The organism is Qipengyuania sp. BR81-2 (assembly GCF_055693895.1).
The window spans coordinates 1,041,425-1,067,553 of record NZ_CM146344.1; the positions used below are offsets into that span (position 1 = coordinate 1,041,425).

Annotated in this window: 26 protein-coding genes; 10 read left to right on the plus strand and 16 right to left on the minus strand. The window is 62.6% G+C overall.

What is annotated here, in order from left to right:
- Window position 1 precedes the first annotated feature (1 nt).
- From ACZ1G8_RS05125 to ACZ1G8_RS05145, 5 genes are all read left to right on the plus strand, one after another.
- Window positions 2-373, plus strand: a complete 372-nt coding sequence (locus ACZ1G8_RS05125; protein ID WP_472680746.1) for an NlpC/P60 family protein — start codon at window positions 2-4, stop codon at window positions 371-373.
- A gap of 3 nt (window positions 374-376) precedes the next feature.
- Window positions 377-2,551, plus strand: a complete 2,175-nt coding sequence (locus ACZ1G8_RS05130) for a phage tail protein (RefSeq protein WP_472680747.1) — start codon at window positions 377-379, stop codon at window positions 2,549-2,551.
- A gap of 21 nt (window positions 2,552-2,572) precedes the next feature.
- On the plus strand, window positions 2,573-3,025 hold the full coding sequence (locus ACZ1G8_RS05135; protein ID WP_472680749.1) for a DUF2793 domain-containing protein: 453 nt from the start codon (window positions 2,573-2,575) through the stop codon (window positions 3,023-3,025).
- A gap of 198 nt (window positions 3,026-3,223) precedes the next feature.
- Window positions 3,224-4,342, plus strand: coding sequence for an OmpA family protein (locus ACZ1G8_RS05140; RefSeq protein WP_472680751.1), 1,119 nt, complete (start codon window positions 3,224-3,226; stop codon window positions 4,340-4,342).
- Window positions 4,343-4,437: 95 nt separating this feature from the next.
- Window positions 4,438-4,977, plus strand: coding sequence for a superoxide dismutase family protein (locus ACZ1G8_RS05145; RefSeq protein WP_472680752.1), 540 nt, complete (start codon window positions 4,438-4,440; stop codon window positions 4,975-4,977).
- A gap of 9 nt (window positions 4,978-4,986) precedes the next feature.
- On the opposite strand, the gene ACZ1G8_RS05150 is transcribed toward ACZ1G8_RS05145, so the two are convergent.
- The 7 genes from ACZ1G8_RS05150 to ACZ1G8_RS05180 form a co-directional block, all read right to left on the minus strand.
- The gene (locus tag ACZ1G8_RS05150) at window positions 4,987-6,543 is read right to left on the minus strand and encodes a spinster family MFS transporter (protein WP_472681198.1); all 1,557 of its coding nucleotides are present in this window, start codon (window positions 6,541-6,543) and stop codon (window positions 4,987-4,989) included.
- A 31-nt stretch (window positions 6,544-6,574) separates the two neighbouring features.
- Complete coding sequence (queC, locus tag ACZ1G8_RS05155) at window positions 6,575-7,291, minus strand: 7-cyano-7-deazaguanine synthase QueC (RefSeq protein ID WP_472680754.1); 717 nt, start codon at window positions 7,289-7,291, stop codon at window positions 6,575-6,577.
- 36 nt (window positions 7,292-7,327) lie between these two features.
- A complete protein-coding gene (locus tag ACZ1G8_RS05160) occupies window positions 7,328-7,744 on the minus strand; it encodes a hypothetical protein (protein ID WP_472680755.1) in 417 nt (138 codons plus the stop codon).
- 118 nt (window positions 7,745-7,862) lie between these two features.
- Window positions 7,863-8,777 carry an Hsp33 family molecular chaperone HslO gene (gene hslO / locus ACZ1G8_RS05165; RefSeq protein ID WP_472681199.1) on the minus strand — a complete coding sequence of 305 codons (915 nt, stop codon included), beginning with the start codon at window positions 8,775-8,777 and terminating at the stop codon, window positions 7,863-7,865.
- Between the two features lie 35 nt (window positions 8,778-8,812).
- Window positions 8,813-9,778, minus strand: coding sequence for an ornithine carbamoyltransferase (gene argF / locus ACZ1G8_RS05170; protein ID WP_472680756.1), 966 nt, complete (start codon window positions 9,776-9,778; stop codon window positions 8,813-8,815).
- Entirely contained in the window at window positions 9,778-10,968 is a 1,191-nt protein-coding gene (locus tag ACZ1G8_RS05175) for an acetylornithine transaminase (protein WP_472680758.1), read from the minus strand. The genes argF and ACZ1G8_RS05175 overlap by 1 nt, the downstream gene beginning before the upstream one ends.
- Window positions 10,969-11,102: 134 nt before the next feature.
- Entirely contained in the window at window positions 11,103-11,897 is a 795-nt protein-coding gene (locus ACZ1G8_RS05180; protein ID WP_472680759.1) for a cold-shock protein, read from the minus strand.
- A gap of 260 nt (window positions 11,898-12,157) precedes the next feature.
- On the opposite strand from ACZ1G8_RS05180, the gene ACZ1G8_RS05185 reads away from it, so the two are divergent.
- Together ACZ1G8_RS05185 and ACZ1G8_RS05190 are read left to right on the plus strand one after the other, a co-directional pair.
- Entirely contained in the window at window positions 12,158-12,973 is an 816-nt protein-coding gene (locus ACZ1G8_RS05185; RefSeq protein ID WP_472680760.1) for a TerC family protein, read from the plus strand.
- Entirely contained in the window at window positions 12,970-13,410 is a 441-nt protein-coding gene (locus ACZ1G8_RS05190) for a protein tyrosine phosphatase family protein (RefSeq protein ID WP_472680761.1), read from the plus strand. The genes ACZ1G8_RS05185 and ACZ1G8_RS05190 overlap by 4 nt, the downstream gene beginning before the upstream one ends.
- On the opposite strand, the gene ACZ1G8_RS05195 is transcribed toward ACZ1G8_RS05190, so the two are convergent.
- Window positions 13,411-14,829: an amidohydrolase gene (locus ACZ1G8_RS05195; RefSeq protein ID WP_472680762.1), complete on the minus strand. Its 1,419-nt coding sequence runs from the start codon at window positions 14,827-14,829 to the stop codon at window positions 13,411-13,413. It lies immediately after the preceding gene.
- A 65-nt stretch (window positions 14,830-14,894) separates the two neighbouring features.
- Here ACZ1G8_RS05195 and ACZ1G8_RS05200 point away from each other — a divergent pair, with 65 nt between their 5' ends.
- The 3 genes from ACZ1G8_RS05200 to ACZ1G8_RS05210 are packed head-to-tail and all read left to right on the plus strand — an operon-like array spanning window position 14,895 to window position 17,846.
- Window positions 14,895-15,296, plus strand: a complete 402-nt coding sequence (locus tag ACZ1G8_RS05200; protein ID WP_472680764.1) for a hypothetical protein — start codon at window positions 14,895-14,897, stop codon at window positions 15,294-15,296.
- 9 nt (window positions 15,297-15,305) lie between these two features.
- A complete protein-coding gene (locus ACZ1G8_RS05205) occupies window positions 15,306-16,235 on the plus strand; it encodes a sterol desaturase family protein (RefSeq protein WP_472680765.1) in 930 nt (309 codons plus the stop codon).
- 24 nt (window positions 16,236-16,259) lie between these two features.
- Complete coding sequence (locus ACZ1G8_RS05210; RefSeq protein WP_472680767.1) at window positions 16,260-17,846, plus strand: GMC family oxidoreductase; 1,587 nt, start codon at window positions 16,260-16,262, stop codon at window positions 17,844-17,846.
- A gap of 64 nt (window positions 17,847-17,910) precedes the next feature.
- On the opposite strand, the gene ACZ1G8_RS05215 is transcribed toward ACZ1G8_RS05210, so the two are convergent.
- The 8 genes from ACZ1G8_RS05215 to ACZ1G8_RS05250 form a co-directional block, all read right to left on the minus strand.
- Window positions 17,911-19,014, minus strand: a complete 1,104-nt coding sequence (locus ACZ1G8_RS05215; protein WP_472680768.1) for a TonB-dependent receptor — start codon at window positions 19,012-19,014, stop codon at window positions 17,911-17,913.
- The gene (locus tag ACZ1G8_RS05220; RefSeq protein WP_472680770.1) at window positions 18,932-20,299 is read right to left on the minus strand and encodes a TonB-dependent receptor; all 1,368 of its coding nucleotides are present in this window, start codon (window positions 20,297-20,299) and stop codon (window positions 18,932-18,934) included. Before ACZ1G8_RS05220 ends, ACZ1G8_RS05215 begins: the two co-directional genes overlap by 83 nt.
- Before the next feature lie 266 nt (window positions 20,300-20,565).
- On the minus strand, window positions 20,566-21,900 hold the full coding sequence (locus tag ACZ1G8_RS05225; protein ID WP_472680771.1) for an ammonium transporter family protein: 1,335 nt from the start codon (window positions 21,898-21,900) through the stop codon (window positions 20,566-20,568).
- 15 nt (window positions 21,901-21,915) lie between these two features.
- The gene (locus tag ACZ1G8_RS05230; RefSeq protein ID WP_472680772.1) at window positions 21,916-22,254 is read right to left on the minus strand and encodes a P-II family nitrogen regulator; all 339 of its coding nucleotides are present in this window, start codon (window positions 22,252-22,254) and stop codon (window positions 21,916-21,918) included.
- A 143-nt stretch (window positions 22,255-22,397) separates the two neighbouring features.
- On the minus strand, window positions 22,398-23,099 hold the full coding sequence (locus ACZ1G8_RS05235; RefSeq protein WP_472680774.1) for an endonuclease/exonuclease/phosphatase family protein: 702 nt from the start codon (window positions 23,097-23,099) through the stop codon (window positions 22,398-22,400).
- Between the two features lie 41 nt (window positions 23,100-23,140).
- On the minus strand, window positions 23,141-23,698 hold the full coding sequence (locus tag ACZ1G8_RS05240; protein ID WP_472680775.1) for a pyridoxamine 5'-phosphate oxidase family protein: 558 nt from the start codon (window positions 23,696-23,698) through the stop codon (window positions 23,141-23,143).
- Window positions 23,698-24,567 (minus strand): alpha/beta fold hydrolase, encoded by an 870-nt coding sequence (locus tag ACZ1G8_RS05245; protein WP_472680777.1) that lies wholly within the window; start codon window positions 24,565-24,567, stop codon window positions 23,698-23,700. The genes ACZ1G8_RS05240 and ACZ1G8_RS05245 overlap by 1 nt, the downstream gene beginning before the upstream one ends.
- A gap of 37 nt (window positions 24,568-24,604) precedes the next feature.
- Window positions 24,605-26,128 carry a peptide chain release factor 3 gene (locus ACZ1G8_RS05250; RefSeq protein ID WP_472680779.1) on the minus strand — a complete coding sequence of 508 codons (1,524 nt, stop codon included), beginning with the start codon at window positions 26,126-26,128 and terminating at the stop codon, window positions 24,605-24,607.
- Between the last annotated feature and the right edge of the window lies 1 nt (window position 26,129).

Below are 26,129 nucleotides of genomic sequence, written 5' to 3' on the forward strand. Positions count from 1 at the left end.
GGTGGGGACACCTTTCCGGTTGGGAGGACGCGACCCGGCGACAGGTCTCGATTGCATAGGCATCGCAGCCTGCGCGCTCGGCCGAGCCGGGGGCGAAGTGCATTCGCCCACGGGGTACGCGCTGCGCAATATCGATATCGATCGCTTCCTCGAGACTGCGGCGCAATCGGGCCTTCGACCGGCTGGCGGCGAGCCCAAGCGTGGCGATGTCCTGCTGGTCCGAACCGGGCCTGCACAGCACCATCTCCTGATAGCGATCGGCACAAATCGTTTCGTTCACGCACATGCAGGCGTGCGTCGGGCTGTCGTCCAGTCCGGTTTCGAAGGCTGGCCTGTCTGCAAGCACTGGCGTCTCGCCGAAAATCGAGGATAGACCATGGCAACAATCGTCCTTTCCACACTTGGCAGCTTTCTCGGGCCTCTTGGCCAGATTGTCGGCACGCTTGCCGGCAATGCGATCGACAACGAGTTGTTCGGTCCGCCCGACCGCGAGGGGCCGCGCCTCAAGGAACTCGCCGTCAGCAGTTCCAGCTATGGCAATCCGATTGCCGCACTCTATGGCGCGATGCGGATCCCCGGCACAATCATCTGGTCCACCGACCTTCAGGAAAGCCGTAGCAGCGAGTCCAACGGCAAGGGCCAGCCGAAGACCGTAACTTACAGCTACTCGGTGAGTTTCGCCGTGGCTCTCTCGAGCAGGCCGATCGATCGGATCGGGCGCATATGGGCGGACGGCAACTTGCTGCGAGGTGCAGGGGGTGACCTGAAGAGCAGCGGCACCATGCGCGTCTACAAGGGTCTTGCCGACCAGCCTGTCGACCCGCTGCTACACGCGAAGCTCGGCGCCCAGTGTCCTGCATTCAGAGGATGTGCCTATGTGGTCTTCGAGGATCTCGACCTGACCGACTTCGGAAATCGAATCCCTGCTCTCAGTTTCGAGGTCATCGCCGACGGAGCATCTGACGTGGTCGAGAAGCTCGTGGCCGGGTCCGGAACCCGCGCCGATGCCGAGACGCGTTTTCCCGAGCTGACCGGCTTCAATCACGAGGGCGGGAGCGTGCGAAACGTCATCGGAGTAATCGACCGCGTCCATCCACTCACGCCCAAGCTCGGGGAAGCCGGCCTCTCGTTGGCCGGCGAAGAGGATGCTGCCTCGACCGCCATGGCCTTGCCGGAACCCGCCCTATGGGAAGACGGCGACTTCGGCAGGCAAAGCGGTCAGTCGCATGCCCGGGCAAACGGCACGGAACGGTCGTTCTCTGCACTCAGATATTATGACCCCGCACGCGACTATCAGCCGGGAATGCAGCATGCTGGCGGCGGCGATGGGCAGGTCCGGACTTACCAGTTCCCGGGCGCATTGACGGCCGGCGACGCACGCGAGCTCGCATCCAAGGCAAGCGCGCGGTCACTCGGGATGGCCGACACCCTCTCTTGGCGGATCGCCGAGCTCGACCCCGCACTCGAACCAGGAAGCTTGGTTACTATTCCAGCCACCGCCGGGGTCTGGAAGGTAACTGCCTGGGAATGGCGTGAACGCGGGGTCGAGGTACAACTGGCCCGCCATCGTGCAACTGGACCCGACGGAACGGGAGCAGATCCGGGTGCGAGCTGGACACCGGCTGACCGGCTTGCAGGAGAGACCAGCCTGCGCGTATTCGAAACGCCTTGGGATGGCATTGGCAACCCGAACGGGCGGAAAGCCTTCGCCGCGGCCACCTCGAGCGCGCCACACTGGCACGGCGCGGCACTCTACACGGTGCGTGACGGAGCACTTGTTCAGACCGGCCAGATCGTGGGGTCGAGGGCTTGCATGGGCGAGCTCTCAGAACCCCTCTCCTGTTCGAGCGCGCTGCGGTTCGAAGCAGGGGCGTCGATCACCGTCAATCTCGTCGATCCCGCAAGCGAGCTGTACTCAACGAACATGGCCGGCATTGCCCAGGGCGATAATCGTCTGTTGGTCGGCAGCGAGGTTCTCCAATTCTCGCAGGCTGAGCGTTTGGGCGAAGGCCGCTGGCGCCTCACGGGCCTGCTCCGAGGGCGCGGCGGCACGGAGATCGAAGCACTTTCGGGCCACGCTCAGGGAACCCCGATTACATTGCTCGATGCCGAACTCATCGCGCTGAGCGAAGAAACGATCGGGGCAATCAGGTCCGAGATGGCGGCACTGGGCCTCGGAGACACAGAGCCCGTGACTGCCACGCTTGAAAACGCAGGCGTCAGCCTGCGGCCGCCGTGCCCTGTCCATCCTCGCATTTCGCTAGGAACCGATGGATCGATCCACCTGTCCTGGAGGCGCCGGGCGCGCGGGCAATGGCTGTGGCCGGACGAAGTCGAAATCCCCTTGGTCGAGCAATCGGAAAGCTACCTCGTCGGCCTTGGGTCGCCTGATCAGCCTGCCGCCCAATGGGACTCGAACCAGCCCGGCCTCACCATCGACGGTGATCAGGCAAGCATACTTCGGCTCCAATATCCCGGACTCCCGTTCTGGGTGCGTCAGCGCGGAAGCCATGCCCTTTCGCGGCCGCTCGGCATCGGCACGCTCGATTGATTACTCGCTAAAGGAGCCAGCATGACCCAAGTCGCCAGCCTCACTTCGATTACTTCCCGGTACGCACTGCCCCTCTTGTTCTCGGGTCAGTCCCAGAAAGAGCTCACTGTCAACGAGGCGCTTGCGCGCCTTGACCTGCTGGTCCATCCGGCAATCGAGCAAGAGCTAGCCGATCCGCCCTCCGCTCCCTCGGCGGGAGACTGTTATATTGTCGGCCCGGCAGCCATTGGCGAATGGGCAGGCCGTGACGCATCGCTCGCCGGGTGGGATGGCACCCAATGGACTTTCGTCGAGGCACGTGACGGGATGACCGTCCGACGCCTCTCGGATGGAACTCTGCTGCAATACTCAGGCGGCTGGCAAAGCTACTCCGCGCCAATTGGACCGGATGGCGGCAGCACTGTCGATGTCGAGGCGCGAACAGCGATTTCAGAATTAATTACCCTATTGAAGGCGTTCGGGATTTTTTCCTGAACTGCTGGGAACTAGGCCCTATGCGCAGCGTTTGGGCAGCGTGATGGGAGAGACCTCTTTCCAGATTTCGCAACTATCGGTCGGGAATCGCGACATTCTTGCAACAGTTCCTGCCCAAAGGCCGCTTGCCAGTGAGACAAGGCAAAGTTAGATAAGTTTCACTCGGTGGCTCCAATTCGCAAAAAGGGGAAATAAATAATGCGGAAATTCGTCATTGGTATGGCGATGGCCTCTACGGCCCTTGCATCGCCAGCCCTAGCCCGGGACAATTCTTGGTACATCGGCGCCGAATTCGGCCCGATGATCGCCGAGGATATGACCCTCAACGACACCTCTGACAGCCAGCCTCTCGCACCCAGCCTCGGTATCGATTACGACACCGGCACGGGCTTCGACGGTGGTGGCTACGTCGGTTACGATTTCGGTGCATTCCGTCTCGAAGCTGAAGTCAGCTATCGTGACGTCAATCACGAAGAAGTCGCCATCGAAGGCGTGGGCAACTTCCCCGCTACCGATGAGACCAATTCGCTCGCGTTCATGCTGAACGGCATGTTCGACTTTGGCGACGACGACGGCATTCAGGGTTACGCCGGTGCAGGTATCGGTGTTGCACGCACCAGCCTCGAGGGCACGATCCTCGTCCCGGGCTTCACGAGCCCGAACCCGGCAATCGACGATTCGTCGAGCGACCTCGCATGGCAGCTTCTTGCCGGCGTCCGCGCTCCGCTGACCGACAACATCGACGTCGGCCTGCGCTATCGCATGTTCACTGCGGAAGACGTGACGCTGGTCGACAACACCGGCACCGAGCGTGAAGGTAAGTGGCGCACTCACTCGCTGATGGGCACGCTGAGCTACAACTTCGGAGCTCCGCCGCCGCCGCCGCCGCCGCCGCCGCCCCCGCCGCCCCCGCCGCCTCCGCCCCCGCCGCCTCCGCCGCCGCCGCCTCCGCCGCCGGCTCCGGTTTGCCAGCAGGGCCCGTACATCGTCTTCTTCAACTGGGACGAGTCGGATATCACTCCGGAAGCAGCAACCATCCTGGACAACGCGGTTTCGGCATACGCCAATTGCGGCACGGCTTCGGTCATGCTCGCTGGCCACACCGACACCTCGGGTTCGACGCAGTACAACATGGGCCTCGCCCAGCGTCGTAACGCCTCGGTCCGTGACTACCTGACCGCCCGCGGCATCCCCGACGGCCGGATCAGCAGCGAAGCATTCGGTGAAAGCCAGCTCCGCGTCCCGACCGCAGACGGTGTCCGCGAACTCCAGAACCGTCGTGTGGAAGTCACCTACGGTCCGGGTTCGGGCATGTAATTCACTCGCAAGAGTTGAAATTCGAGAAGGGGCCGGAGCGATCCGGCCCCTTTTTCGTTGGAGGTAGGAATGTCTGCCTCAGATAAGGACCACGCATGACCCGCAATTCTCTCCTCGCGTCTCTCGCCCTTGGATCGGCGCTGACTCTTTCGGCTTGCTCGACGATCAGCGACCTGCCCAACGAGAGGATCGCGGAAGCACAGCTGAATTTCGCGAATGGGTTGCCCGCCGGAACGGCTCAGCTCATCAGCAATGGGCAGGCCATCACCCTCGGCGCAGTCGCCACCGGGCTGGAGCCCGGTGAGCACGGCTTCCACCTTCACACCACAGGGAAATGTGAAGCGCCGGGTTTCACCAGCGCGGGTGGCCATCTCAATCCCACTGGCCGCGAGCATGGTTCGCTGAACCCGCAGGGCAAGCACTTAGGCGATCTTCCCAACCTGGTCGTCGGAGCCTCGCGCACGACGCGTACCGAAGTGGACCTTGGAGAAGACAGTGCGGAGCTGCGAGCCAATCTATTTGACGCTGATGGTACCGCCATCGTCATCCATGCCGAGGCGGACGACTACACAAGCGACCCCGCGGGCGATGCGGGGCCTCGCGTAGCCTGTGGGGTTCTCACGAAAGTGAGCTGAAACCCTCCGTCAGACCTCTTCGCCAGCCGCGCGGGCACGTTCGATGACCGACTGCTCCGCTTTCGGCACGGTTCGATAGGCGACAAGCAGCAGCACCAGCCCGATCGGGACAGCGATCAGCAAGCTCAGACCGCCGGTCGACAGGCTGCCGGACATCGTCGAGACCTGCCCGGCCATGTAGGGGCCGAGAGCAAGGCCCACCAGAGTGGTCGAGAGGAAGAAGGTTGCAGTGGCAGTACCTCGCATCCTCGGCAGAACGAGGTCCTGTGAGGTTGCCGCCGCAGCTCCGAGTGCCGAGCTTCCAAAGAGCGATTGCAGAAACGCGACGATGTAGAACGTCGTCGTATCTTGGGTTGTGAACATAACGTAGAGAAATGGCGCTGCTCCAACGAGGCCGAACGCGACTACGATGAGCCGGCCTGCTGCAAGACGCTTGCGCAGGAAATCGGCCATCCAGCCACCCATGATCACCCCGAGGAACCCTCCAAGGGCACCGGGCCCGCCGATCCACCAGCCTGCGGTGGAGGGCGCCTCGCCGAGGATGCGGATTGCGTACGGAGCTGCCCAGAACGATGCCGCGTAGGACATGAAGGCGACCATTCCGTACCCAAGAATGGTCGTCAGAAATGCGGGCGTTCCCCAAATTAGACTGAAAGTTGGTTCGTCACGACGCTTCAACGTCGTCGCCCAAGAAAAAATGGCGTAGTAGCCGATGCCGACCGCTCCCCATTGTTGGGCGTTGCCGGTGTAATCCGTCATCAGCCAGGCGATACTCCCGATAACCAGCGCACCGGCGAGATTGATGGCAAGCCCTCGTGCGCCACCCTGCGCCGCACCGATCAAAGTGAACGGCGGAATGACGGCAATGAGCTCCTTAAAAAAGCCGCGGAAGGGATCTTTTGGCGGCGGTGTTACAATGCCTTCACTCTGGCCGCGCAGCGGCTCACGAAGGGTGAATACGAGCAAGGCCAGCAACAGGCCAGGCAGGCCGACGATGATGAAGGCCGCCTGCCAACCTGCAAGGCCAAGAGGCGCGTCGACCGGATAGGCCGCGTTCCAGTTCTCGACTATGGCACCACCGATCAGCAGTGACACACCCCCGCCGATGTATAGACCCGACGAGTAGATCGCGAGCGCAGTTGCGCGCATCTTCTTTGGAAACCAGTCCGAAATCAGCGAGTAGGCACTCGGGCTCGCCGTCGCTTCGCCGACGCCGACGCCGATGCGCGCCACGCTCAGCGCGGCAAAATTCTTGGCGAAGCCGGAGAGGGCAGTGAATGCGGACCAAACGGCAAGGCCGATGGTCATCAGTCTTACGCGGTGCCAACTATCGGCGAGCTTGCCGAGCGGGATCCCGAAGAGCGCGTAGAATACGCCGAAAGCCGTGCCGTAGAGGAAACCGATCTGGTCATCGCGCAGTCCGAGGTCTGCCTTGATATCTTCGGCGAGGATCGAAATGATGTTGCGGTCGACGAAGTTCAGGACATACACGACAACCAGAATGCTCAGCGCATACCAGCTATAGGCTGGGACCTTGGTCTCCTCCTCGCCTGCTGAAATATTCATGGTCTCGGCAGGCGTGGGCTGACTCAATTCTCTACTCCGTCAATGCGGGGGCGTCCTTCGAATAGACGGTCGTATCGACTAGACCCGCCTCGTCAAAGCCTTTTCGCCGCAGACGGCAAGAATCGCACGCGCCACAGGCCGTACCTTCGGGCGTGGGGTCATAGCAGGACCAGCTCCAGGCGGGGTCGAGTCCGAGACGATGACACTCGCGCGCAATGTCCGCCTTGCTCATGTCCTGCAGCGGAGCATGGATGTTGAAAGGCTCTCCTTCCACGCCCTGCTTGGTGCCAAGCCTTGCGGTCTCCGCGAAGCTGGCGATGAATTCGGGGCGGCAATCGGGATAGCCTGAATAGTCCAGCGCATTGACGCCGATAAAGATATCACGCGAGTGTGAGCTCTCGGCAAATGCAGTAGTCAGAGCAAGGAAGACAAGGTTGCGCGCGGGAACATAGGTGACCGGGATGTCATTACCCACGCCATCCTTGGGGACGTCGATATCGTCGGTCAGCGCCGATCCGCCAAACCGGCGGAGATCGAGGGGCAACTCGACATGCCGGCGCGCACCAAGCCTTTCTGCAATCGCCTTCGCCGACTGCAGCTCGCGGATGTGGCGCTGCCCATAATCGATGGTCAGGGCGTGGACCTCGAATCCCCGCTCGTTCGCGATCGCAGCCGTGACCATGGAATCGAGACCGCCCGACAACAGGACGACGGCGGTTCCGGAATCATCTGGATGTGATTTGCTCATGCGCGCCAGCTAGGCGGTGGCGCGCCAATCGGCAAGTCAGCGGCAGGCACCCGTGCGCCTGGCTTCCGCCGAGAACTGGAACGGGCGGCCATCGACAATGCCCTGGCTATCGATCTGGACGAGGCCGGCCGATTCCTTGCGGATGTTGGTACGGCCGTAACCATTGCCGGGACAGGTGTATTGCACCGTCACTTCGTTGCTTCCGTCTTCGACGACAAAACGGTTGCAGCCGGTTTCGCTATGGCGGATTTGGATGAGTTCACGCCCGCTGCGCATGCAAATCCTGCGCGGCGGGGTGCCGTCGCGGAAGCGCAGTTCCCAGCTGCCGCGCTCGAGCGAATCCAGCATGGCAAGTGAGGATTGCGCAACGACCGGCGCGCCAAGGAAAGCGGCAGGGATCGCCGCCGCAAGCGCGAGCGTTCCGAGCAACTTTCGATTCGACACGATCTTCATGAGACAATCTCTATCACAATTGGTGCAGCGCAGTATTTCCGAACATTGTAAATCTTGCCGATGAACCGTTCTGGAACAGCGATAAACTGAGTTTCACGGCTGTGTCGGGGTCGAAAACCTAAGCTTCGATCGGGAACTTGCGAGAACAGAACGCGCAATCGACCATGATTATCCCGTTCTCGTCACGCATTTCCTGGCGGTCGGCTTCGGGAAATTTCGAGAGCACATCCACGTAATGCTCGACCGAGCAGCGGCAGCCCTTCCCGGTCGTGGCCATGCGTTCGATACGCACCTCGTGCTCTTCATGGAAAAGCCGCCAGATGATCGCTTCAAGCGACAGTTCGGGATCGACAAGCTCGTCATATTTCACCGAACCGCCAAGGATCGCGACATGCTCCCATTCCGGGTGATCCAGGCGCGCATGCAGCCGTTCGCGCCCTTCTTCACCATCGGGAAGATGCTGGACCAACATCCCCGCAGCCAGGCAATTGTCGCCTTCCGACCTCACAGCGGTACGGATCAGTGTCGGCACCTGTTCTGACTGATAGAAATAGGTTTCGCATGCTTCGGCCAGCGTCTCGCCTTCGAGAGGCACGATGCCCTGATAGCGCCCGCGCCCCTTCGCCACATCGAAGGTGATCGCGAGATAGCCCTTGCCGAACAGGGCGAAGAGCGAAGGATTGGCGCCCAGTTCGGACAGCCGTGCCTCGTCGAAATCGACGTAGCCACGCAGCTCGCCCCCACGATAGTCGCACACGAGGAGGTTGACCGCCCCGGCCTCGGTCTGGGCCTGCATTGTCACCTGCGAGCCATCATCCTTGAGTAGCGAGCCCATCAGGGTGGCGAGGACCAGAGCCTCGGCCAGCAGATGTGTGATCGGCGCCGGGTATTCGTGAGCCGAGAGGATCTCGTCGAGTGCCCCGTCAAGGCGCACGATGCGCCCGCGGCTATCGCGCGAGGGAATGGTGAAGCCGAGTGTGCGGCCCGAGTAAGTCTCGTCAGTGGCGGGGAAGTCTGGGTCATGCGGGCGCATATGGGAGTGCACCTGCGTCTTGAACAGGGGTGCGCCTATCCGCCGAGCAATCCGAGGCTCCACAGCAGGATCGATTTCTGCGCGTGGATGCGATTTTCCGCTTCGTCGAAGACCACTGATTGCGAGCTTTCGAACACTTCCTCGGTCACTTCGTCTCCCACATGGGCGGGCAGGCAATGCAGGAACTTTGCATCCCGCTTTGCGAGGGACATCAGCTTCCCGCCGACCTGGAACGGTGCCATGGCCGCGATCTTGTTGTGCGCATGGTCCTGACCCATCGAAACCCAGGTGTCGGTGACGATGATGTCCGCGCCCCGCGCCGCTTCTTCCGCATCATGGGTGATCGTCACCTGCGAACCGCCATTGCGGGCAAGCTCGACGAATTCCTTCTCCGGCTCATAGCCCTTGGGCACGCCGACACGGACATTGAACTTGAAGATGCCGGCTGCCTCGAGGATCGAATGCAGCACATTGTTGCCATCGCCCAACCATGCGAATTCGAGACCGGGGAGCGCCTTGCCTTGTTCGACCATCGTCAGCAGGTCGGCGACGATCTGGCACGGGTGCGACCGGTCGGTCAGCCCATTGATGACTGGCACGCTCGCGTGGTGTGCAAGCTCCTCTGCCTTTGCATGATCGTCCGTCCGGATCATGATCGCATCGACCATGCGGCTCAGCACACGCGCGGTGTCGGCGATGCTTTCACCGCGTCCGAGCTGGCTCGTACCGGAATCGAGGATTAGCGCAGAGCCGCCGAGCTGGCGCATCCCGATATCGAAGCTGACCCGCGTACGGGTCGAATTCTTCTCGAAAATCATCCCGAGCACGTATCCCGCAAGCGGAGCATCCGCGTCGGCCTTGCCCTTGGGCCAGCCCGCGCGCGCTGCCTTGCGGTCCTGTGCATCGGCGAGCATCGCGGCGATCGCGTCGCCCCCTGCATCGCCGAGGTCAAGGAAGTTCCTGACCACCGGCGCGAGGTCGAGCGCGTCGCCGCCCGCCATCAGCTTGCCCCCGGATCGAAGCTTGCCGCGCCGGCGGAAAGCTTGTCCATGAACTCGTCGAACTCGGCATCGTCGGCCACCAGCGGCGGAAGGACCCGGAGCGTCTGATCGCCCGCGGCGACGGTCAGCAGCTGGTGGTTGTCGCGCAGGTGGACGAAGAAAGGCCGGCTTTCGACCTTCATGCGAATGCCGAGCATGAGGCCCTTGCCACGCACGAAGTCGAACAGCTCGGGATAGTTGCCGATGAACTGCTCGAGGCGGCTGCGCAGGCGCTCGCCCTTCTCGGTGACCTCGGCGAGGAACTCGTCATTGGCGACCGCATCCATCACGGCCATGCCGGCAGCCATGGCAAGCGGGTTGCCGCCATAGGTCGAACCATGCGTACCGAAGCCCATGCCGCGCGCCGCTTTCTCGGTCGCGAGGCAGGCACCGATCGGGAAGCCTCCACCAAGACCCTTTGCGCTGGCCATGATATCGGGCTCGATGCCGTAGTGTTCGTAAGCATAGAGCTTGCCGGTACGCGCGACGCCGCACTGTACTTCATCGAACACCAGCATCAGGTCGTGCTCTTCGCAGATTGCCTTGAGCCCGTGGATGAACTCGTCCGAAGCGGGACGGATGCCGCCCTCGCCCTGGATCGGCTCGACGAGGAAGCCGGCGGTCTTGTCGCTCACAAGAGCCTTCGCGCTTTCGAGGTTGTCGAACTCGGCATATTTGAACCCGGCGAGCATCGGGTAGAAACCCTTGTGCATCTTCTCCTGGTTCGAGGCACTGATGGTCGCCATCGTCCGCCCGTGGAAGGCGTTAGTGAAGGTAATGAGCTCGGTGCGGTTGGCATCCCCTTCATCGTGCTGATGATACGCGCGTGCAGTCTTGATGGCCGCCTCGACAGCTTCGGCCCCCGAGTTGGTGAAGAACACCGTGTCGGCGAAAGTCTTGTCGACGAGGCCCTGCGCCAGCTCCTCGCCCTGCGGGCTTCCGTAGAGGTTGGAGACGTGCATGAGCGTCGCGGCCTGCTTCTGGATCGCGGAGATAAGGCCCTCATGGCTGTGACCTAGGAGGTTCACCGCGATGCCGCTGGCGAAATCGAGATAGCGCGTGCCGTCTTCGTCGATCAGGTGACAGTGTTCGCCCTTCACGGGGCGAACGCCGCAGCGGGGATAAACGGGCATCAGCGGGCTGATCGACATTGTCTTGCTAGGCTCCTCAAAAGGTCAAAGACAAATGGCGGCCCCGGGAAGGGAGCCGCCATCTGCGTGTTTGCCAGCGATCTATTCCTTCGCGTGGGGCACGTCAAACCCATCGCGAAGCTCTATCCGGTACCTTATTCGGCAGGGACCAGATTGACCGCGGAATACTTGCCGCGTCGGTCGACCTCGAGGTCGAACTCGTAGCGCTCACCCTCGTTGATGGCCGACAGGCCCGAACGCTCGACGGCGCTGATGTGAACGAACGCATCCGGCTGACCATCGTCACGCGTAAGGAAGCCGAAGCCCTTCATCGAGTTGAAGAACTTGACCGTACCAGTCGCCTTCTCGCCCGTGAGTTCACGGCGAGGCGCTTCGCTCTTCGCTTCGACAGCGATCACGTCGCCAACAACCTGGAGATCCTGTGCGGAAACCTTGCCGCCGCGATCTACAAGGTTGAATTCAAGCTCTTGGCCTTCTGCGAGACCTTCGAGACCGGCGCGTTCCACCGCGCTGATGTGGACGAAGATATCTTCTCCGCCACCTTCCTGCTGGATGAAGCCGAAGCCCTTCTGCGAGTTGAAGAACTTCACCTGGCCCTTGCCGGTGCCGACAACCTGTGCGGGCATGCGGTTTCCACCGCCGCCACCGCCACCACGCGGACCGCCGCCAAAGCCGCCGCCGCGATTGCCGCCGCCGAAGCCGCCGCCACCGCCGCCGCCACGGTTTCCACCGCCGCCGCCATAGCCACCGCGGTCTCCACCGCCGAAACCACCGCGATCGCCGCCGCCGAAGCCACCGCGGTCACCGCCTCCAAAGCCACCGCCTTGGTCGAAACCGCCGGCAGGAGGACCACCGAAGGGATCGTAGCTGTCTTCGCCGATGTTGTCCCGCTTGTCCCGTCCGCGGCGCCGCCCTCTGTCGTAACCCATAGTCCGTAAAATACCTTGTCGCGCAGCCAATGAATCAACGCGAGAGTACGTAGGCTGCAAGGCGTACCACTCGCATGCGGGTCGGGGATTCCTAGACGAAACCCTCCCGCACCGCCGTGGGGCATAGCGCGATTCTTCGCATCATGCGAATAATTTAGCCCCGCCCGCCTGTCTGCCGCACAATTGTGACATTTTCGCAAGGCTCTACGCTCATCTGTTTCACTTGCAAGGCGGGCCGGGCTTGGGCACGGAAGGCCGCCATGGATCTCATCGCACTATTTTCCGACCCCGCTGCATGGCTAGCCCTGCTCACGCTGATCGCGCTCGAAGTTGTCCTCGGTGTCGACAATCTGATTTTTATCGCGATCCTCTCGAACAAGCTGCCCGAGCATCAGCAACAGCGCGCGCGGCGCATCGGCCTCGCGCTTGCGCTGATCATGCGGATCGGAATGCTGATGCTCATCGGCTGGCTGGTGACGCTACAAACGCCGATCTTCGATCTCGGCATTGTTGGGCCGCCTGTAGAAGGCACCAACAAGGCGAGCTTCGAGACAGCCTTTTCCGGTCGCGACCTCATCCTGCTGGCAGGCGGCCTTTTCCTCCTATGGAAGGCCACCAAGGAGATTCACCACTCGATGGAGCCGGAAGACAATTCTGGCGATTTGCTCGACAAGACTCCCGGACCGGTCGATGCGGTCAAGGCAACCTTTGGTGCGGTGATCGCGCAGATCGTCGCGATCGACCTCGTCTTCTCGGTCGATTCGATCCTCACCGCAGTCGGCATGACCGACGAGATCCCGATCATGGTGATCGCGGTGGTCATCACGGTGGCCATCATGATGGTCGCCGCCGATCCGCTGGCCAAATTCATCGAGAAGAACCCGACGCTCGTAATGCTGGCCCTGGCATTCCTCGTGATGATCGGCCTCGTCCTGATCGCAGACGGTTTCGGTTTCCACGTCCCCAAGGGATACATCTACGCGGCGATGGGTTTCTCGGTTGGCGTCGAGATCCTCAACATTCTCCAGCGCAACCGCAGGACGGATACACCCCAACCAGAGGGAACGAACCAGTGAGCCAGTTCAAGACCATCACCGACAACTTTCTCGCTTCTCCGCAAATCATGCCGGAGGATATCGAGCAGGCGAAGGCTGAAGGCGTCACCCTCGTCATAAACAACCGCCCCGACGACGAGGCGCCCGACCAGCCCGCCGGGGCCGCGATCCGCAAGGCAGCGCTAGATGCCGGGATGGACTACAAGGCAATACCCATCAGTTCGGCTGGCTTTTCGATGCCGCAGGTAGACGCGATGGCCGAGGCGCTGGCCGGCACCACTGGTAAGGCGCTCGCCTTCTGCAGGAGCGGGACGCGCTCGACGCTGCTCTGGGCCCTCTCGCAGGCGAAGAACGGAGCCGACCCCGAAACCATCGCGGAACAGGCGGAGCGCGGCGGCTACAATGTCGCGCCTGTCCGCCCGACCATGGACATGCTCGCCGGCAAGTCTTCCGACTGATTACTTGCGATAATCGAGCGGGGGATCGCGGTCTCCCAGCAGCGAGACATATTCGTAATCCGCTCCGCGCGATGCGTCGAATTCGGCACGCGCCTGCGCGCGAAGCTCCGGATTGGTGAACAGTTCGACCGCCATCAGGGTCATCGCCTTGGCGGCATGCTGCGCCCCTTTCTGTCCTATGGAATGACCGCTGGCGGCCACTGCCTGCCAGCTGTGCGCGCTCGTACCGGGCACCCAAGTCGCCGTTCTCACGCCGACGGTCGGCGTCGCCCATGATACGTCACCGACATCGGTCGAGCCGTAACCCAGGGTCTTGCTGTAGGGCTGGACCCGCTGCGCTTCCTCGAGCGGGATCGCGTTATCTCCGAAGCTTTCCGAGATTGTTTCCGCCCATGCGCGCTCTTCGGCCGTGTATTCGATGCCGCCGAGCGAGCGCAGTTTCCTGTCCATAACGCGGGCGAGTGTCTCGTTCACGAGCAGCGGGTTATTGCCGTGGATGATCTCCCAGTCGACCTCGGTGCCGGTTCCGAGCGCCGCGCCCTTCGCGGTGGCCTCGAGACGGGTCCACAAGGCGCGTACTTCGTCCGCATCCGAATGGCGGACATAATAGAAGACCTCCGCGAAGTCGGGGATCACATTAGGCGCAGCCCCGCCCTCGGTGATGACGTAATGGATGCGCGTATCCATGCTCGTGTGCTCGCGCATCATGTTGACCATCATGTTCATCGCCTCGACGCCGTCGAGCGCGCTGCGGCCGCGTTCGGGAGCGCCGGCAGCATGGGCGGAAACTCCGCGGAAACGGAACTTGGCCGAGCGGTTGGCGAGGCTCGTGCGCGCCGCCGCACTGTTCTCGTCATCGGCGTGCCAGTGGATCGCGATATCGACATCGTCGAACAGGCCCGCCCGGGTCATGTAGACCTTGCCCGACCCGCCCTCCTCAGCCGGCGTGCCGTAAAGCCGGATGCGGCCGGGCGTTCCGGTCTGCTCGAGCCAGCGCCTGATCGCGATCGCGGCGGTGAGCGAACCAGCGGCAAACAGGTTGTGCCCGCAGGCGTGGCCTGCCCCGTGTTCCGATTGCTCGCGTGTCGCTGATGCGGTCTGGCTGATGCCGGGGAGTGCATCGTATTCCGCAAGGATGGCGATGACCGGACCTCCCTCGCCCCATTCGGCGAGGAAGGCAGTGGGAATGTCGGCGATGCCCGCTTCGACAGCGAAGCCCTCGCTCGTGAGTTCGTCTTGAAGAAGCCCGCTCGACCGGTTCTCGAGGTAACCGAGTTCGGCCCAGTCCCAGATCTGCTTCGCGACGCGATCCGTGCGTTCTTCCTGTGCCGCGACCTCGGCCAAGGGGTCGGCAGTCTGGGCAGCAAGCGGCATGGCGCTCGCCATGGCAAGGCTGGCGAAAAAGGCGGTTGTCCTCATATCTCTTCTCCCCGATTGCCGCGATGCTTGCCGCAAACCGGCGCCCGTGCCAATCGATCAATGCAATGGAACTGCCACCTGCCCTTCTCCAATTCCTCGGTTCGCTCGCCGCGATCGTCGTTCTTGCCGCCATCGCATGGGGCCTGAAGCTGGGTCCCGAACGCAAGCTGGCGAGCGAAGAAGAAACCCGTGCAGCAGCGGCGGAGGCGGTCGATGGATTCGTCGCGACCGACATCGCCCGCGACAAGGACGGAAGGGCCGCGCTGCTGGCGGATCACGGCGACCGGATCCTGCTCCTTCGTTCGCACGGGACACATATGGCCGGGCGAATACTGACCCGGGAGGCAAGCGCGCAGATCACCGACGGCGCGCTCTTGGTCGACACCGGCGAACGCCGTTACGGCGCCGTGCGGCTCGAAGTCGATGATCCTCAAGCTTGGGTTAAGCGCATCGAGGCTATAGGATAGCGCCGAGACATGCCCGATTTTTCGCCCACTGAATACGCCGTGCCCGGCTTCGTTGCGCTGGTCCTGATCGAGATGATCTGGGCCTGGCGGCGCAACCCTAGTGCCTATGAACCGAAGGACACGCTCACCAGCCTCGCCTTCGGACTGGGCAGCACGGTGGCAGGCCTCCTGTTCGGCGGGCTGTTCTTCGCGCTCTATCTCTTCCTGTGGGAATACCGGTTGTTCGACATCGGCTGGGCCTGGTGGGCATGGATCGCCTGCTTTGTGCTCGACGATCTCAAGTATTACTGGGTTCACCGATTCGGTCACCGGGTGCGCTGGTTCTGGGCGAGCCACGTGAACCACCATTCCAGCCAGCACTACAATCTGAGCACCGCACTCCGCCAGACATGGACCGGCTTCCTGACGCTGGGCTTCGCTTTTGCCCTGCCGCTGGTCCTGCTCGGCTTCCACCCGGCGATGATCGCCATCTGCGGCGGGTTCAACCTGATCTACCAATTCTGGATCCACACCGAGGCGATCGACCGCATGCCGCGCTGGTTCGAGGCGGTGATGAATACGCCGAGCCACCACCGCGTGCACCACGCGACCAATCCGCGATATCTCGACCGCAACTACGCGGGCGTCTTTATTGTCTGGGACAAGATGTTCGGCACTTTCGAGCCCGAAACGAAGGACGAGAAAATCCGCTACGGCATCGTCAAGCAGCTCGGCAGCTTCAACCTGCTGTGGGCCGTCTTCCATGAGTGGATCGGCATTGCGCAGGACATGTGGCGCGCACCTTGGAAGCACAAGCTGTCCTACCTGCTGCGCGAGCCCGGCTGGACGCACGATGGCAGCCGCCAGACCAGCGACGAAATCCGCGAGGCATGGCTAAAGCGCGAAGGCAAAACAGTTTCGGAAGAAAACCCGATTGCGGGCGAGGCCGAGCCTGCCTAACCTCTCGAATCGAGAGGAGACCCCATGGACGAATTCGATGTAGTGGTTGTCGGCGGCGGCAGCGGCGGAAGCGCGGTTGCCGGACGGCTGGCCGAAGCGGGCAAGAGCGTATGCCTGCTCGAGGCGGGCGGGCGCAATGACGGTTTCCGGGTGACGATCCCGGGGATGCTCGCTTTCAGCAACGACAAGATCAATTACCGCTTCGAAACGGTCCCGCAGAAAGGCCTCAACGGCCGGATCGGCTACCAGCCGCGCGGCAAGGGCCTTGGCGGGTCCTCGGCCATCAATGCGATGGTCTATATTCGCGGCCACCGCTGGGATTACGACAACTGGGCGAGCCTCGGCTGCACCGGCTGGGCCTATGACGACGTCCTGCCCTATTTCAAACGCGCCGAGACGAACGAGCGCGGCGAGAATGCCTATCACGGCGACGACGGGCCGCTGTTCGTCTCAGACCAGAAGTTTCCCAATCCCGGAAGCAAGGCCTTCATCGAGGCAGCGACCCAGCTCCAGCTTCCGCACAACACCGACTTCAACGGCGAGAAGCAGGAAGGCTTCGGCCTCTACCAGGTCACGCAGAAGGACGGCGAACGCTGGTCGGCCGCGCGCGCTTATGTCGAGCCGCTGCGCAGCAACAAGAACCTCGACGTCCGGATCGGCGTCACCGTCCAGAAACTCGAGATCGAGGACGGACGGGTCACCGGCGTGACCTACTCGGTTGGCAATCGCACACGCACGGTGAAAGCGCGCGGCGGCGTCGTGCTGAGCGCAGGCGCGTTCAACTCGCCGCAGATCCTCATGCTGTCGGGCATCGGGCCGGGCGCACACCTCAAGGAGCACGGCATCGATGTCGTGCTTGAGAAGGAGGCGGTCGGTTCGGACCTGCAGGACCATCTCGACTATGTGTCGAGCTGGGAGAGCCCCGACAAGGACCTGCTCGGCGGCAGCCTCAAGGGCACGATCCGCATGGCCAAGGGCCTTATCGAACACCGTCGCCATCGCACGGGGCCATGGACATCTCCCTATGCCGAGGCCGGCGGCTTCTGGACGGTGATGGACGATGCCCCTGCACCCGACGTGCAGTGGCACTTCGTCCCCGCCATGCTGGAGGATCACGGCCGGACCAAAGTGAAAGGCCACGGCTTTTCGCTCCATGCCTGCGTGCTGAGGCCCGAGAGCCGCGGCACCGTGCGGCTGGGCAGCCGCAACGCGGCAGACGCGCCGGTGATCGATCCCAACTTCCTCGGCGACGAACGCGATCTCGACGTGCTGCGCCGCGGCGTGCGCCTGTCGCACCGGATTGCCGGGGCCCCCGCGCTTCAGGCGTTCGAGCCGAAGGATCGCTACCCGATCGACATCGACAACGATGCCGAGCTCGACGAACTCATCCGCAACCGCGCGGACACGGTCTATCACCCTGTCGGCACCTGCCGCATGGGCCCGGATGAGAAAGACGTGGTCGATCCGACGCTCAAGGCTAACGGTATCGACGGACTCTGGATCGCCGATGCCAGCATCATGCCGCGCCTTGTTTCCGGCAACACCAATGCACCGAGCATCATGATCGGCGAACGCTGTGCGGACTTCGTGAAGGCCGAACTCGCCGCCTGACCCGATGGAAAAGGCCGGGAGCTTTCGCCCCCGGCCCTCCTCCCTCTCCCGAAGGGCTCGTGCCTTACCAGGTCTTGCGCATGGTCAGGCCGAAGGTCCGCGGCTGGTTGGTGCGATAGGCGAGGCGCGCGCGGCCGCCGCGTTCGCGGTCGAAGCTGAGCAGCGCGTTCTCGTCGAGCACGTTGTTGACATAGGCGATGAGCGACAGGCCGCTGTCGAAGTCGATACCGGCACTCAGGTTCACGATGTCATAGGACGGCAGCAGCAAGTCGACCGTGGTCTCGGCATCCGCCGGAGCACCAAGGTAGGGCAAGCCATGGACGAATGTCCGCGGGTTGTTTTCCTGGTCGGCAGGCTGCGTGTAGCGATTGCCCACATGGCTCCACGAAGCCGCAAGATAGGCATTCGCATCGCCGCTGATGGGCCATTCGTAGCTGCCCGAGGCGGTGAACTGCAGCTCGGGCACCGACGGCAGTCGGTTGCCTTCGCGAATACCCGTTGCCGTCACCAGCGCCGCATCGTCGGAGATCGTGCTGTCGAATTCCGCTTCGATCCAGCTGCCCGAGAAGACGAGGTCGAAACCCTCGACCGGCTCGAAGCCGATTTCCGCCTCGACACCCATCGAGTGCGCCTCGGGGACGTTGAAGACGACGCGCGACGAGCAGCTTCCGGCATCAAGCGTGACCTGCAGATCGCTGATGTCGTTATAGAAGCCTGCGACATTGGCGTAGAAGCCGTTGCCGGTCGCCTTGGCGCCGATCTCGTAGTTCCACAGCGTCTCGTCGTCATAGGACTGGAAGGAGCCGAACAGCGCCTCGTCCTGCGGCGAACACAGCGTGACGTTGAGCGGGTCGTTCACGCCGCCAAGACGGAAGCCCTTCGAGGCCTGCGCGTTAACGGTGAGATCGTCGTTCACGTCGTAGCTGAGAAGGATACGCGGGCTGATGCCGTCGCTTGCGGTCTCGTCGCGCGCGTTGTCGCCATTGGCGAACAGGCCGCCCGAGTTGAACTCGCGGTTCTCCTTGTAGTCATACCAGCGCGCACCGACGGTCACGTCGAACTGGTCGGTCAGCGCATAGGTCCCTTCACCGAAGACCGCGATCTGCTCGAGATCGTAGGGAAGGTCGGCATTGTAAGGCGAGATCGAGATTGGGGAACCCGTTGGCAACTGCTGCCGAGGTCCCTGCACCGAGCACTGCGTCGGTCACATTCGCATAGCCCGGTGTGGGCAGGCGCTGGCGGTAGAAACGATCGGTCTGCGAGTAGAACCCGCCGACCACCCACTGGAGCGGACCGTCGGTATCTGAGGAGAAGCGGATCTCCTGGGTGATCGCCTCGACATCGGTTGTGTCGCGCAGGTTCGATGCAAGGTCGATGCCGCCGGCATCGGGATAGCCGAGGTCGACCGAGACCGAGCCGGTGAGCGCGCTGGCATCGCGGCTCACCAAGATGTCGCGGTTGGTGTAGGAGCTGACCGAGGTCAGGATGACACTCCCGAGATCGGCTTCGGCAACGAGGTCCGCGATCAGCGTCTCGTCCTCGAAAGCCTCCCGCAGCTGCAGATACTGCTCGCGCTCGTCGAACACAGTCGGGTTGGTCTGGAAGGGGTTGGCGTAAAGGTTGAAGATTTCCTGCCGGTTGAACCCGTCGGCCTTCACCTTCTGGTAGATCAGGCGCGGCGTCAGGCTGAAGCCTTCGCCGGTGTCGACCCGCAGGGCGAGACGGCCACCATAGCGTTCGCCGCCATTAATATCTTCGCCGCCTGCAGGGCCGATCGCATCGATGAAACCGCCGTACTGCGTGTAGTAGCCGACCGCGCGCATCGCGACATTGTCGCCGATCGGGAGGTTCACTGCTCCCTTGAGGTGCCAGCCGAGATCGTCGCCGTCGACGAGGTTCACATTGGCTTCGACAGTGCCCTCGGTAACGCCCGTCACCGGCTGGTTGGTGATGTAGCGGATCGTCCCGCCCACGCTGCCCGAACCGAACAGCGTGCCCTGCGGACCGCGGAGCGTTTCCACGCGGTTGAGGTCGAACAGGTCGAGATCGGGCGTAAACAGCGAGAGCGAGATCACCGACTCGTCGAGATAGACGCCGACCTGCTCCTTAACGCCGGGCTGGTCGCGGACGACTTGGCCGGCCGAAACGCCGCGTACCGAAACCTGGCTCTGGCCCGGCCCGAGGTTCTGAACCGAGAGGCCGGCAACGTTGCGGCTGATGTCTTCAAGCGAGTTTGCGCCCGATTTCTGGATGTCTTCCTGCGTCTGCGCGTTGATCGAGAACGGGACGTCTTGGATCGCCTGGTCACGCTTGGTCGCCGTCACGATGATGATATCGCTGTCGCCGTCGGCCTCTTCGACCTCTTGGGCGTGTACGGATGTGGCCGTCAGGGCCAGTGCGCTTCCGGACAGCAGAGCTGCACGCAGGGCGCCAGACGTCATCTTGTGAGTCATTCGCATGGGTTCTCTCCTCCTGATTGGGGCCTTCAGGCCTTCTCGATCCGGCGAGACTGAATCCGTCCACGCATCATTACAATAAGCAGCGTTCGAATCTTACAACTTTGTTACAATCGGGCCACACTCTCAAAACCCAAGAAAAGGGGCCGGAACCCCTCAGAGTTCCGGCCCTTCGATAGGCTATGTTCGCAGGAGGAACATGGGTGGGCGAGGCCGCTCCGTTCGGAGAGAGAGGAGAGAGGGGCGGCCCCGCCGAGCTTGTGTCAGGTCCGGGCAAACTCCGGATAGGCTTCGATGCCCGTTTCGCCGACGTCGAGACCTGTCATCTCTTCCTCTTCGCTCGGACGCACACCGATGGTGTGCTTGAGCGCGAGCCAGACGACTGCCGAAGCGGCGGATGCCCAGATAGCGGTGAGGATGACGCCGACGGCCTGGCCGCCGAAGGTCGCATCGCCGGTCCACGGCACGATCATCGTGCCCCAGATGCCTGCAATAAGGTGGACCGGGATCGCACCGACCACGTCGTCGATCTTCAGTTTGTCGAGGATCGGGACGAAGATGACCGGCAGGAGACCGCCGATACCGCCGATTATGATGGCCTGACCAACGGTCGGGGCGAGCGGCTCTGCCGTGATGGCGACGAGGCCTGCCAGCGCGCCGTTGAGCGCCATGGTGACGTCGGCCTTCTTGTAGCGGACGAGCGTTGCGACGATCGCGACGACCACACCTGCGGCAGCTGCCATGTTGGTGTTGACGAAGATCTTCGAAACGTCGCTGACATCGCCGACGGTGCCCATCGCAAGCTGCGAAGCGCCGTTGAAGCCGAACCAGCCGAGCCACAGGATGAAGGTACCCAGCGTTGCCAGCGGGATGTTGGCGCCCGGGAAGACGTTGACCTTGCCGTCCGCACCGTAGCGGCCGAGACGCGGGCCGATGATGAGCGCGCCGACGAGCGCCGCCCAGCCACCGGTCGAGTGGACCAGCGTCGAACCTGCGAAGTCGGAGAAGCCGTGGACGCTATCGAGATAGCCGCCACCCCATTCCCAGCTCACCACCACCGGATAGATGATTGCGGTCAGGAAGAAGACGAAGATGAAGAACGGAACGATCTTCACGCGCTCGGCGACGGTGCCCGAAACGATCGAGGCCGTGGTGGCGCAGAAGACCATCTGGAAGAACCAGTCCGAGGCGACCGAATAGCCCGTCTCGAGGTCCGCTTCTCCCACGCCCTGCATGGAATAGGGGAAGCCGGCAACGCCGACGAGGCCCAGCGAGCCTTCGGCGAAGCCCGGATAGGCGATCGAGTAGCCGATTACCCAAAACATCAGGCCCGCAATCGAATATAGGCCGATGTTCTTGATGCACTGCACGCTGGTGTTCTTCGCGCGGACCAGTCCGGCCTCGAGCATGGCAAAGCCGGCGGCCATCCACATCACGAGGAAACCACCGATCAGGAACAGCAGCGTATTGAGGATGTAGACGGTGCCGCCACCGACGGCATCGGTTGCCGGTTCGGCAGCTTCCTGCGCCAGCGCCGGTTCGGCGAGCGCCATCCCGGCAAGCGCCAGGGGAGCGAAACGGGTAAGCAAACGGTTCATGTCTCTGGGTCCCCCTTAGAGCGCGGTTTCGCCGGTTTCGGCGGTGCGAATGCGCGTGGCGCTGGCGAGGTCGAGCACGAAGATCTTCCCGTCGCCGATCGCCTCGGTGCTGGCGGTCTGCTGGATTGTCTCGACCACCTGCGGCGCAAGATCGTCGGCAACCGCGATCTCCAGCTTCACCTTGGGCAGCATGTTGGTCGAATATTCGGCACCGCGATAAATTTCGGTCTGGCCTTTCTGGCGGCCGAAGCCCTTGACTTCGGAAACGGTCATTCCGGCCACTCCGATGCCGCCGAGAGCCTCGCGGACCTCGTCGAGCTTGAACGGCTTGATGACAGCGACGATGAATTTCACGCCTTCACCCCTTTGAATTGCGAACCGGACCAAGCACCGGCGTTCGCACCTGCAGCAAAGGGCGTGCCAAAAGCGAAATGGGAGAAAATTACGCGAAAACACCGCTTCGCGCAGGAATTATTGCCTAATAATTGGGCGCAAGCCTACTTTTTAATCAGTTCGAGCTTCGCAACGATCGGCAAATGGTCTGAAGCAACCGCCGATAGGCCGGTGTGATGGACCTCCGCCTCGACACAGCCCCAGTGCTTGCTCGCCACGATCCGGTCGAGCGTCGCCACCGGCTGGCGGGAGGGATAGCTGCGTCCCGGGGTCACGATCATCCAGCGTTCGGCGAACTCGCGCATCGCGCCGGTGCCGCGGCCCCACTGGTTGAAATCGCCCATGATGACGGTCGGCAGGTCGCGCGAACAATCGTCGACGAAGCCCACGAGCGAGCGGATCTGGTCGCGCCGCCTCAGGCCCGACAGGTCGAGATGCGTTCCGATGATGCGGATGCGCTGGCCTTCGACCGTGATTTCGCCGCAGGCCGCTCCGCGTGGCTCGAGCGTCGGCAGTTCGAGAGCCTCGCCCTCGTGCACATCGAATTCACGGCGCACCAAGAGTGCATTGCCATGCCAGCCGATGCTGCGCGGCCGCTTCGCCACCTCGATCAACCGCCAGTGCGTATCGTCGATCTCGGCGCGCGGAATACACGTCTCGCGTGCGCCTATCCGCCTGTCGGCCTCCTGCAAGGCGATTACATCGGCATCGATCTCGTGAATGACCGAGAGGATGCGCTCGGGATCGCGCTTGCGATCCAGACCCACGGCCTTGTGAATATTATAGCTGGCGAAGGTTAGCTGCACGGGGCCTCAACTATTCGGCTGCGAGGGAGTTGCAGCGCGTTTCAGTCACCAGCGATGAAGCGGTCTGTCGGGCGGGTCGGCAGACCGTCGATGCTGCTGGTCCGGTCCTGGTATTTTGAAACCCACTCTCCCGGGTCGGTCTGGCGATGCGCTTTCTTCAGCGTCTGCCGCTCCTCTCGATATTCCATGAACGGGACGCCCCAACCGCAGCTGGTCTGGACACTCTCGACTTCGATATCGAAGATCTGCCGCGTGCCGGGCATCATCTCGAAATGCGATGACACCTGCGCCCATTCCGGGTCCTGCGGGAGCACGGCCCGCCCGCGACCATAGATGCGCAGGATCAGTGCGGGCCGGTCGAAATTGCAGAACATCAGCGTGATGCGCCCGTCGGCTGCGAGGTGCGCATGGGTCTCGTTGCCCGAGCCGCCGAGGTCGAGATAGGCCACCCGCTTCGGGTCCAGCACACGAAAGGCGTCGTAACCCTTGGGGCTCAGATTGATGCGGGCATCTTCGGCGGCGGTTGCGACAAAGAAGACCGGCTGCTTGCCGATCATCGCGATGTGCTTGTCATCCAGCGCGTCGAAGAAGTCTGCCATCAGAGAAAGTCCCGTATTGTCCTCATGAAGCGGTCGAACTGGTCATGGTGGAGCCAGTGGCCCGCGTTTTCGAACTCGATCACCTCGGCATTCGAGAAATGATCGAGCCTGCCGTCACCCTCCGGATTCGAGGCCCAGCTGTCGGCGCCATAGAGCAGCAGCGTGGGCGCAGTAATCGCGGCCCAGGTCTGGTGGAGGAATTCATCGGCGATGTCCTCGACCGCCCACACGTTGAGGTGCGGGTCGAACTTCCAGCTGTAAGTGCCGTCCTCATTTCGGTTCACGCCGTGAATGGTGAGATGACGTGCCTGCTCCTCGGTGAGATAGCTGTTCTCCTCGATCATGCGGGCAAAGGCGGCTTCGATGCTTTCGTACTTGCGGGGGATGCGGCCCGAGGCGGCGCGCTTCTTGCCGATCCACTCGTTAAGACGCTCGGGATAGCTCTTCTCGCGCATCTCGGCCTGCCGCTTGGGGCTGGGACCGAGGCCTTCGATTGCCACGATCTTGGTCACCATTTCGGGGAAGGTCCCCGCATAGCGCAGCGAGACATTGCCTCCCATGGAGTGGCTGACGATGGTCACCGGGCCCACTCCCAGCTGGTGAATGAGCTGGGCGAGATCGTAGACCATGTCGTTGGCCGAGTAGTTGCCGTCCGACACCCAGTCGCTGTCGCCGTGTCCGCGATGGTCCATCGCCACCACGTGCCAGTCGTCGCGCAGTTCTTCGGCGACCCAATCCCAGCTGCGCGCATGGTCGCGCCCGCCATGAACGAGCACCAGCGGCGGCTTCCCGCGATTGCCCCAATCGAGATAGTTGAGTCGCAGGCGTTGCGAGATGAAAGTCTGGGAAGTAGGGCCGGGAATGGTCATGCGGTGGCTTTGCATCGCCTCCGCGCCGGATTCAACCTTACCGTTCCTTCGTGGCCGAGAAGGTCAGGTCCGGGTTCTTCTCTTCTTGGTAGTTCACGTCCCAAGGGCTCTTGGCCATGAAGACGAGATCACCGTCGCGGTCCTTGGCGAGGGTGGAGAGGTTGAACTTCTCGAATTCCGCCAACGCCTTTTCGTCGCCCTTGATCCAGCGCGCGGTGGCGAAAGGCGAGGCCTCCAGCTTGGCCTCGACCTTGTATTCCGCCGAAAGGCGCGAAATCAGAACGTCGAGCTGTAGCTGGCCGACCACGCCGATGATCCACTGGCCGCCGATCTCGGGATAGAAGACCTGGATCACGCCCTCTTCGGAGAGATCGTCGAGCGCTTTTCTCAGCTGTTTGGTCTTTGTCGGATCGACGAGAGCCACGCGGCGCAGGATTTCCGGCGCGAAATTCGGCAGGCCGGTGAAGCGGACCTGGTTCTTCTCCGACAGCGTATCGCCGACGCGCAGAGTGCCGTGGTTGGGAATGCCGATGATATCGCCCGGCTCGGCCGTGTCGGCCACTTCGCGGTCCTGCGCGAAGAAGAGGATCGGCGAATGGATCGCGACCGGCTTGCCGAGACCCGAAGGCGTCAGTTTCATGCCGCGTTTGAAGGTGCCCGAGACCTGCCGCATGAAGGCGATGCGGTCGCGGTGATTGGGGTCCATATTGGCCTGGACCTTGAAAATGAAGCCGGTGACCTCGTCATGGTCGGGCGCGATCTGCGTGTCGCCAGCCGGCTGCGGGCGCGGCGGCGGGGCATGTTTGGCAATCGCCTCGATCAGCTCGGTGACGCCAAAATTCTTGAGCGCCGAGCCAAAGTAGACCGGGGTCAGATCGCCATTGCGATAAGCCTCGAGATCGAATTCGGGATAGCCGATTTGGGCGAGTTCGATATTCTCCTCGATCTCAGCTGGCAGGTCGAAATCGGAGACGCGCTTGCCCTTGAATTCCTTCGACGGGCCTTCTGGCACCACCACCTCACCGCTGTCGAAATCGAGGATGCCCTGAAATTCGCCGCCCATGCCGACCGGATACATCTGCGGGCTGACATCCAGCGCCAGCATGTCGGCAATCTCATCGAGCAGTTCGAAAACCGGACGCCCCTCGCGGTCGACCTTGTTGACGAAGGTGATGATCGGCACGCTGCGCAGGCGGCAGACCTCGAACAGCTTGCGCGTTTGCGGTTCGATACCCTTGGCGGCGTCAATCACCATGATCGCGCTGTCGACCGCGGTCAGCGTGCGATAGGTGTCTTCGGAGAAATCCTCGTGCCCCGGCGTGTCGAGCAGGTTGAAGGTGATCCCGTCTCGCTCGAACGTCATGACCGAGCTGGTCACCGAGATCCCTCGCTGCTGCTCGATCTTCATCCAGTCCGACCGCGCACGGCGAGCCTGCCCGCGTGCTTTTACTTCGCCAGCCAAGTGGATTGCGCCGCCGGTCAGCAGCAGCTTTTCGGTGAGCGTGGTTTTACCAGCGTCAGGGTGCGAGATGATCGCGAATGTACGGCGGTCTGAGGTCATG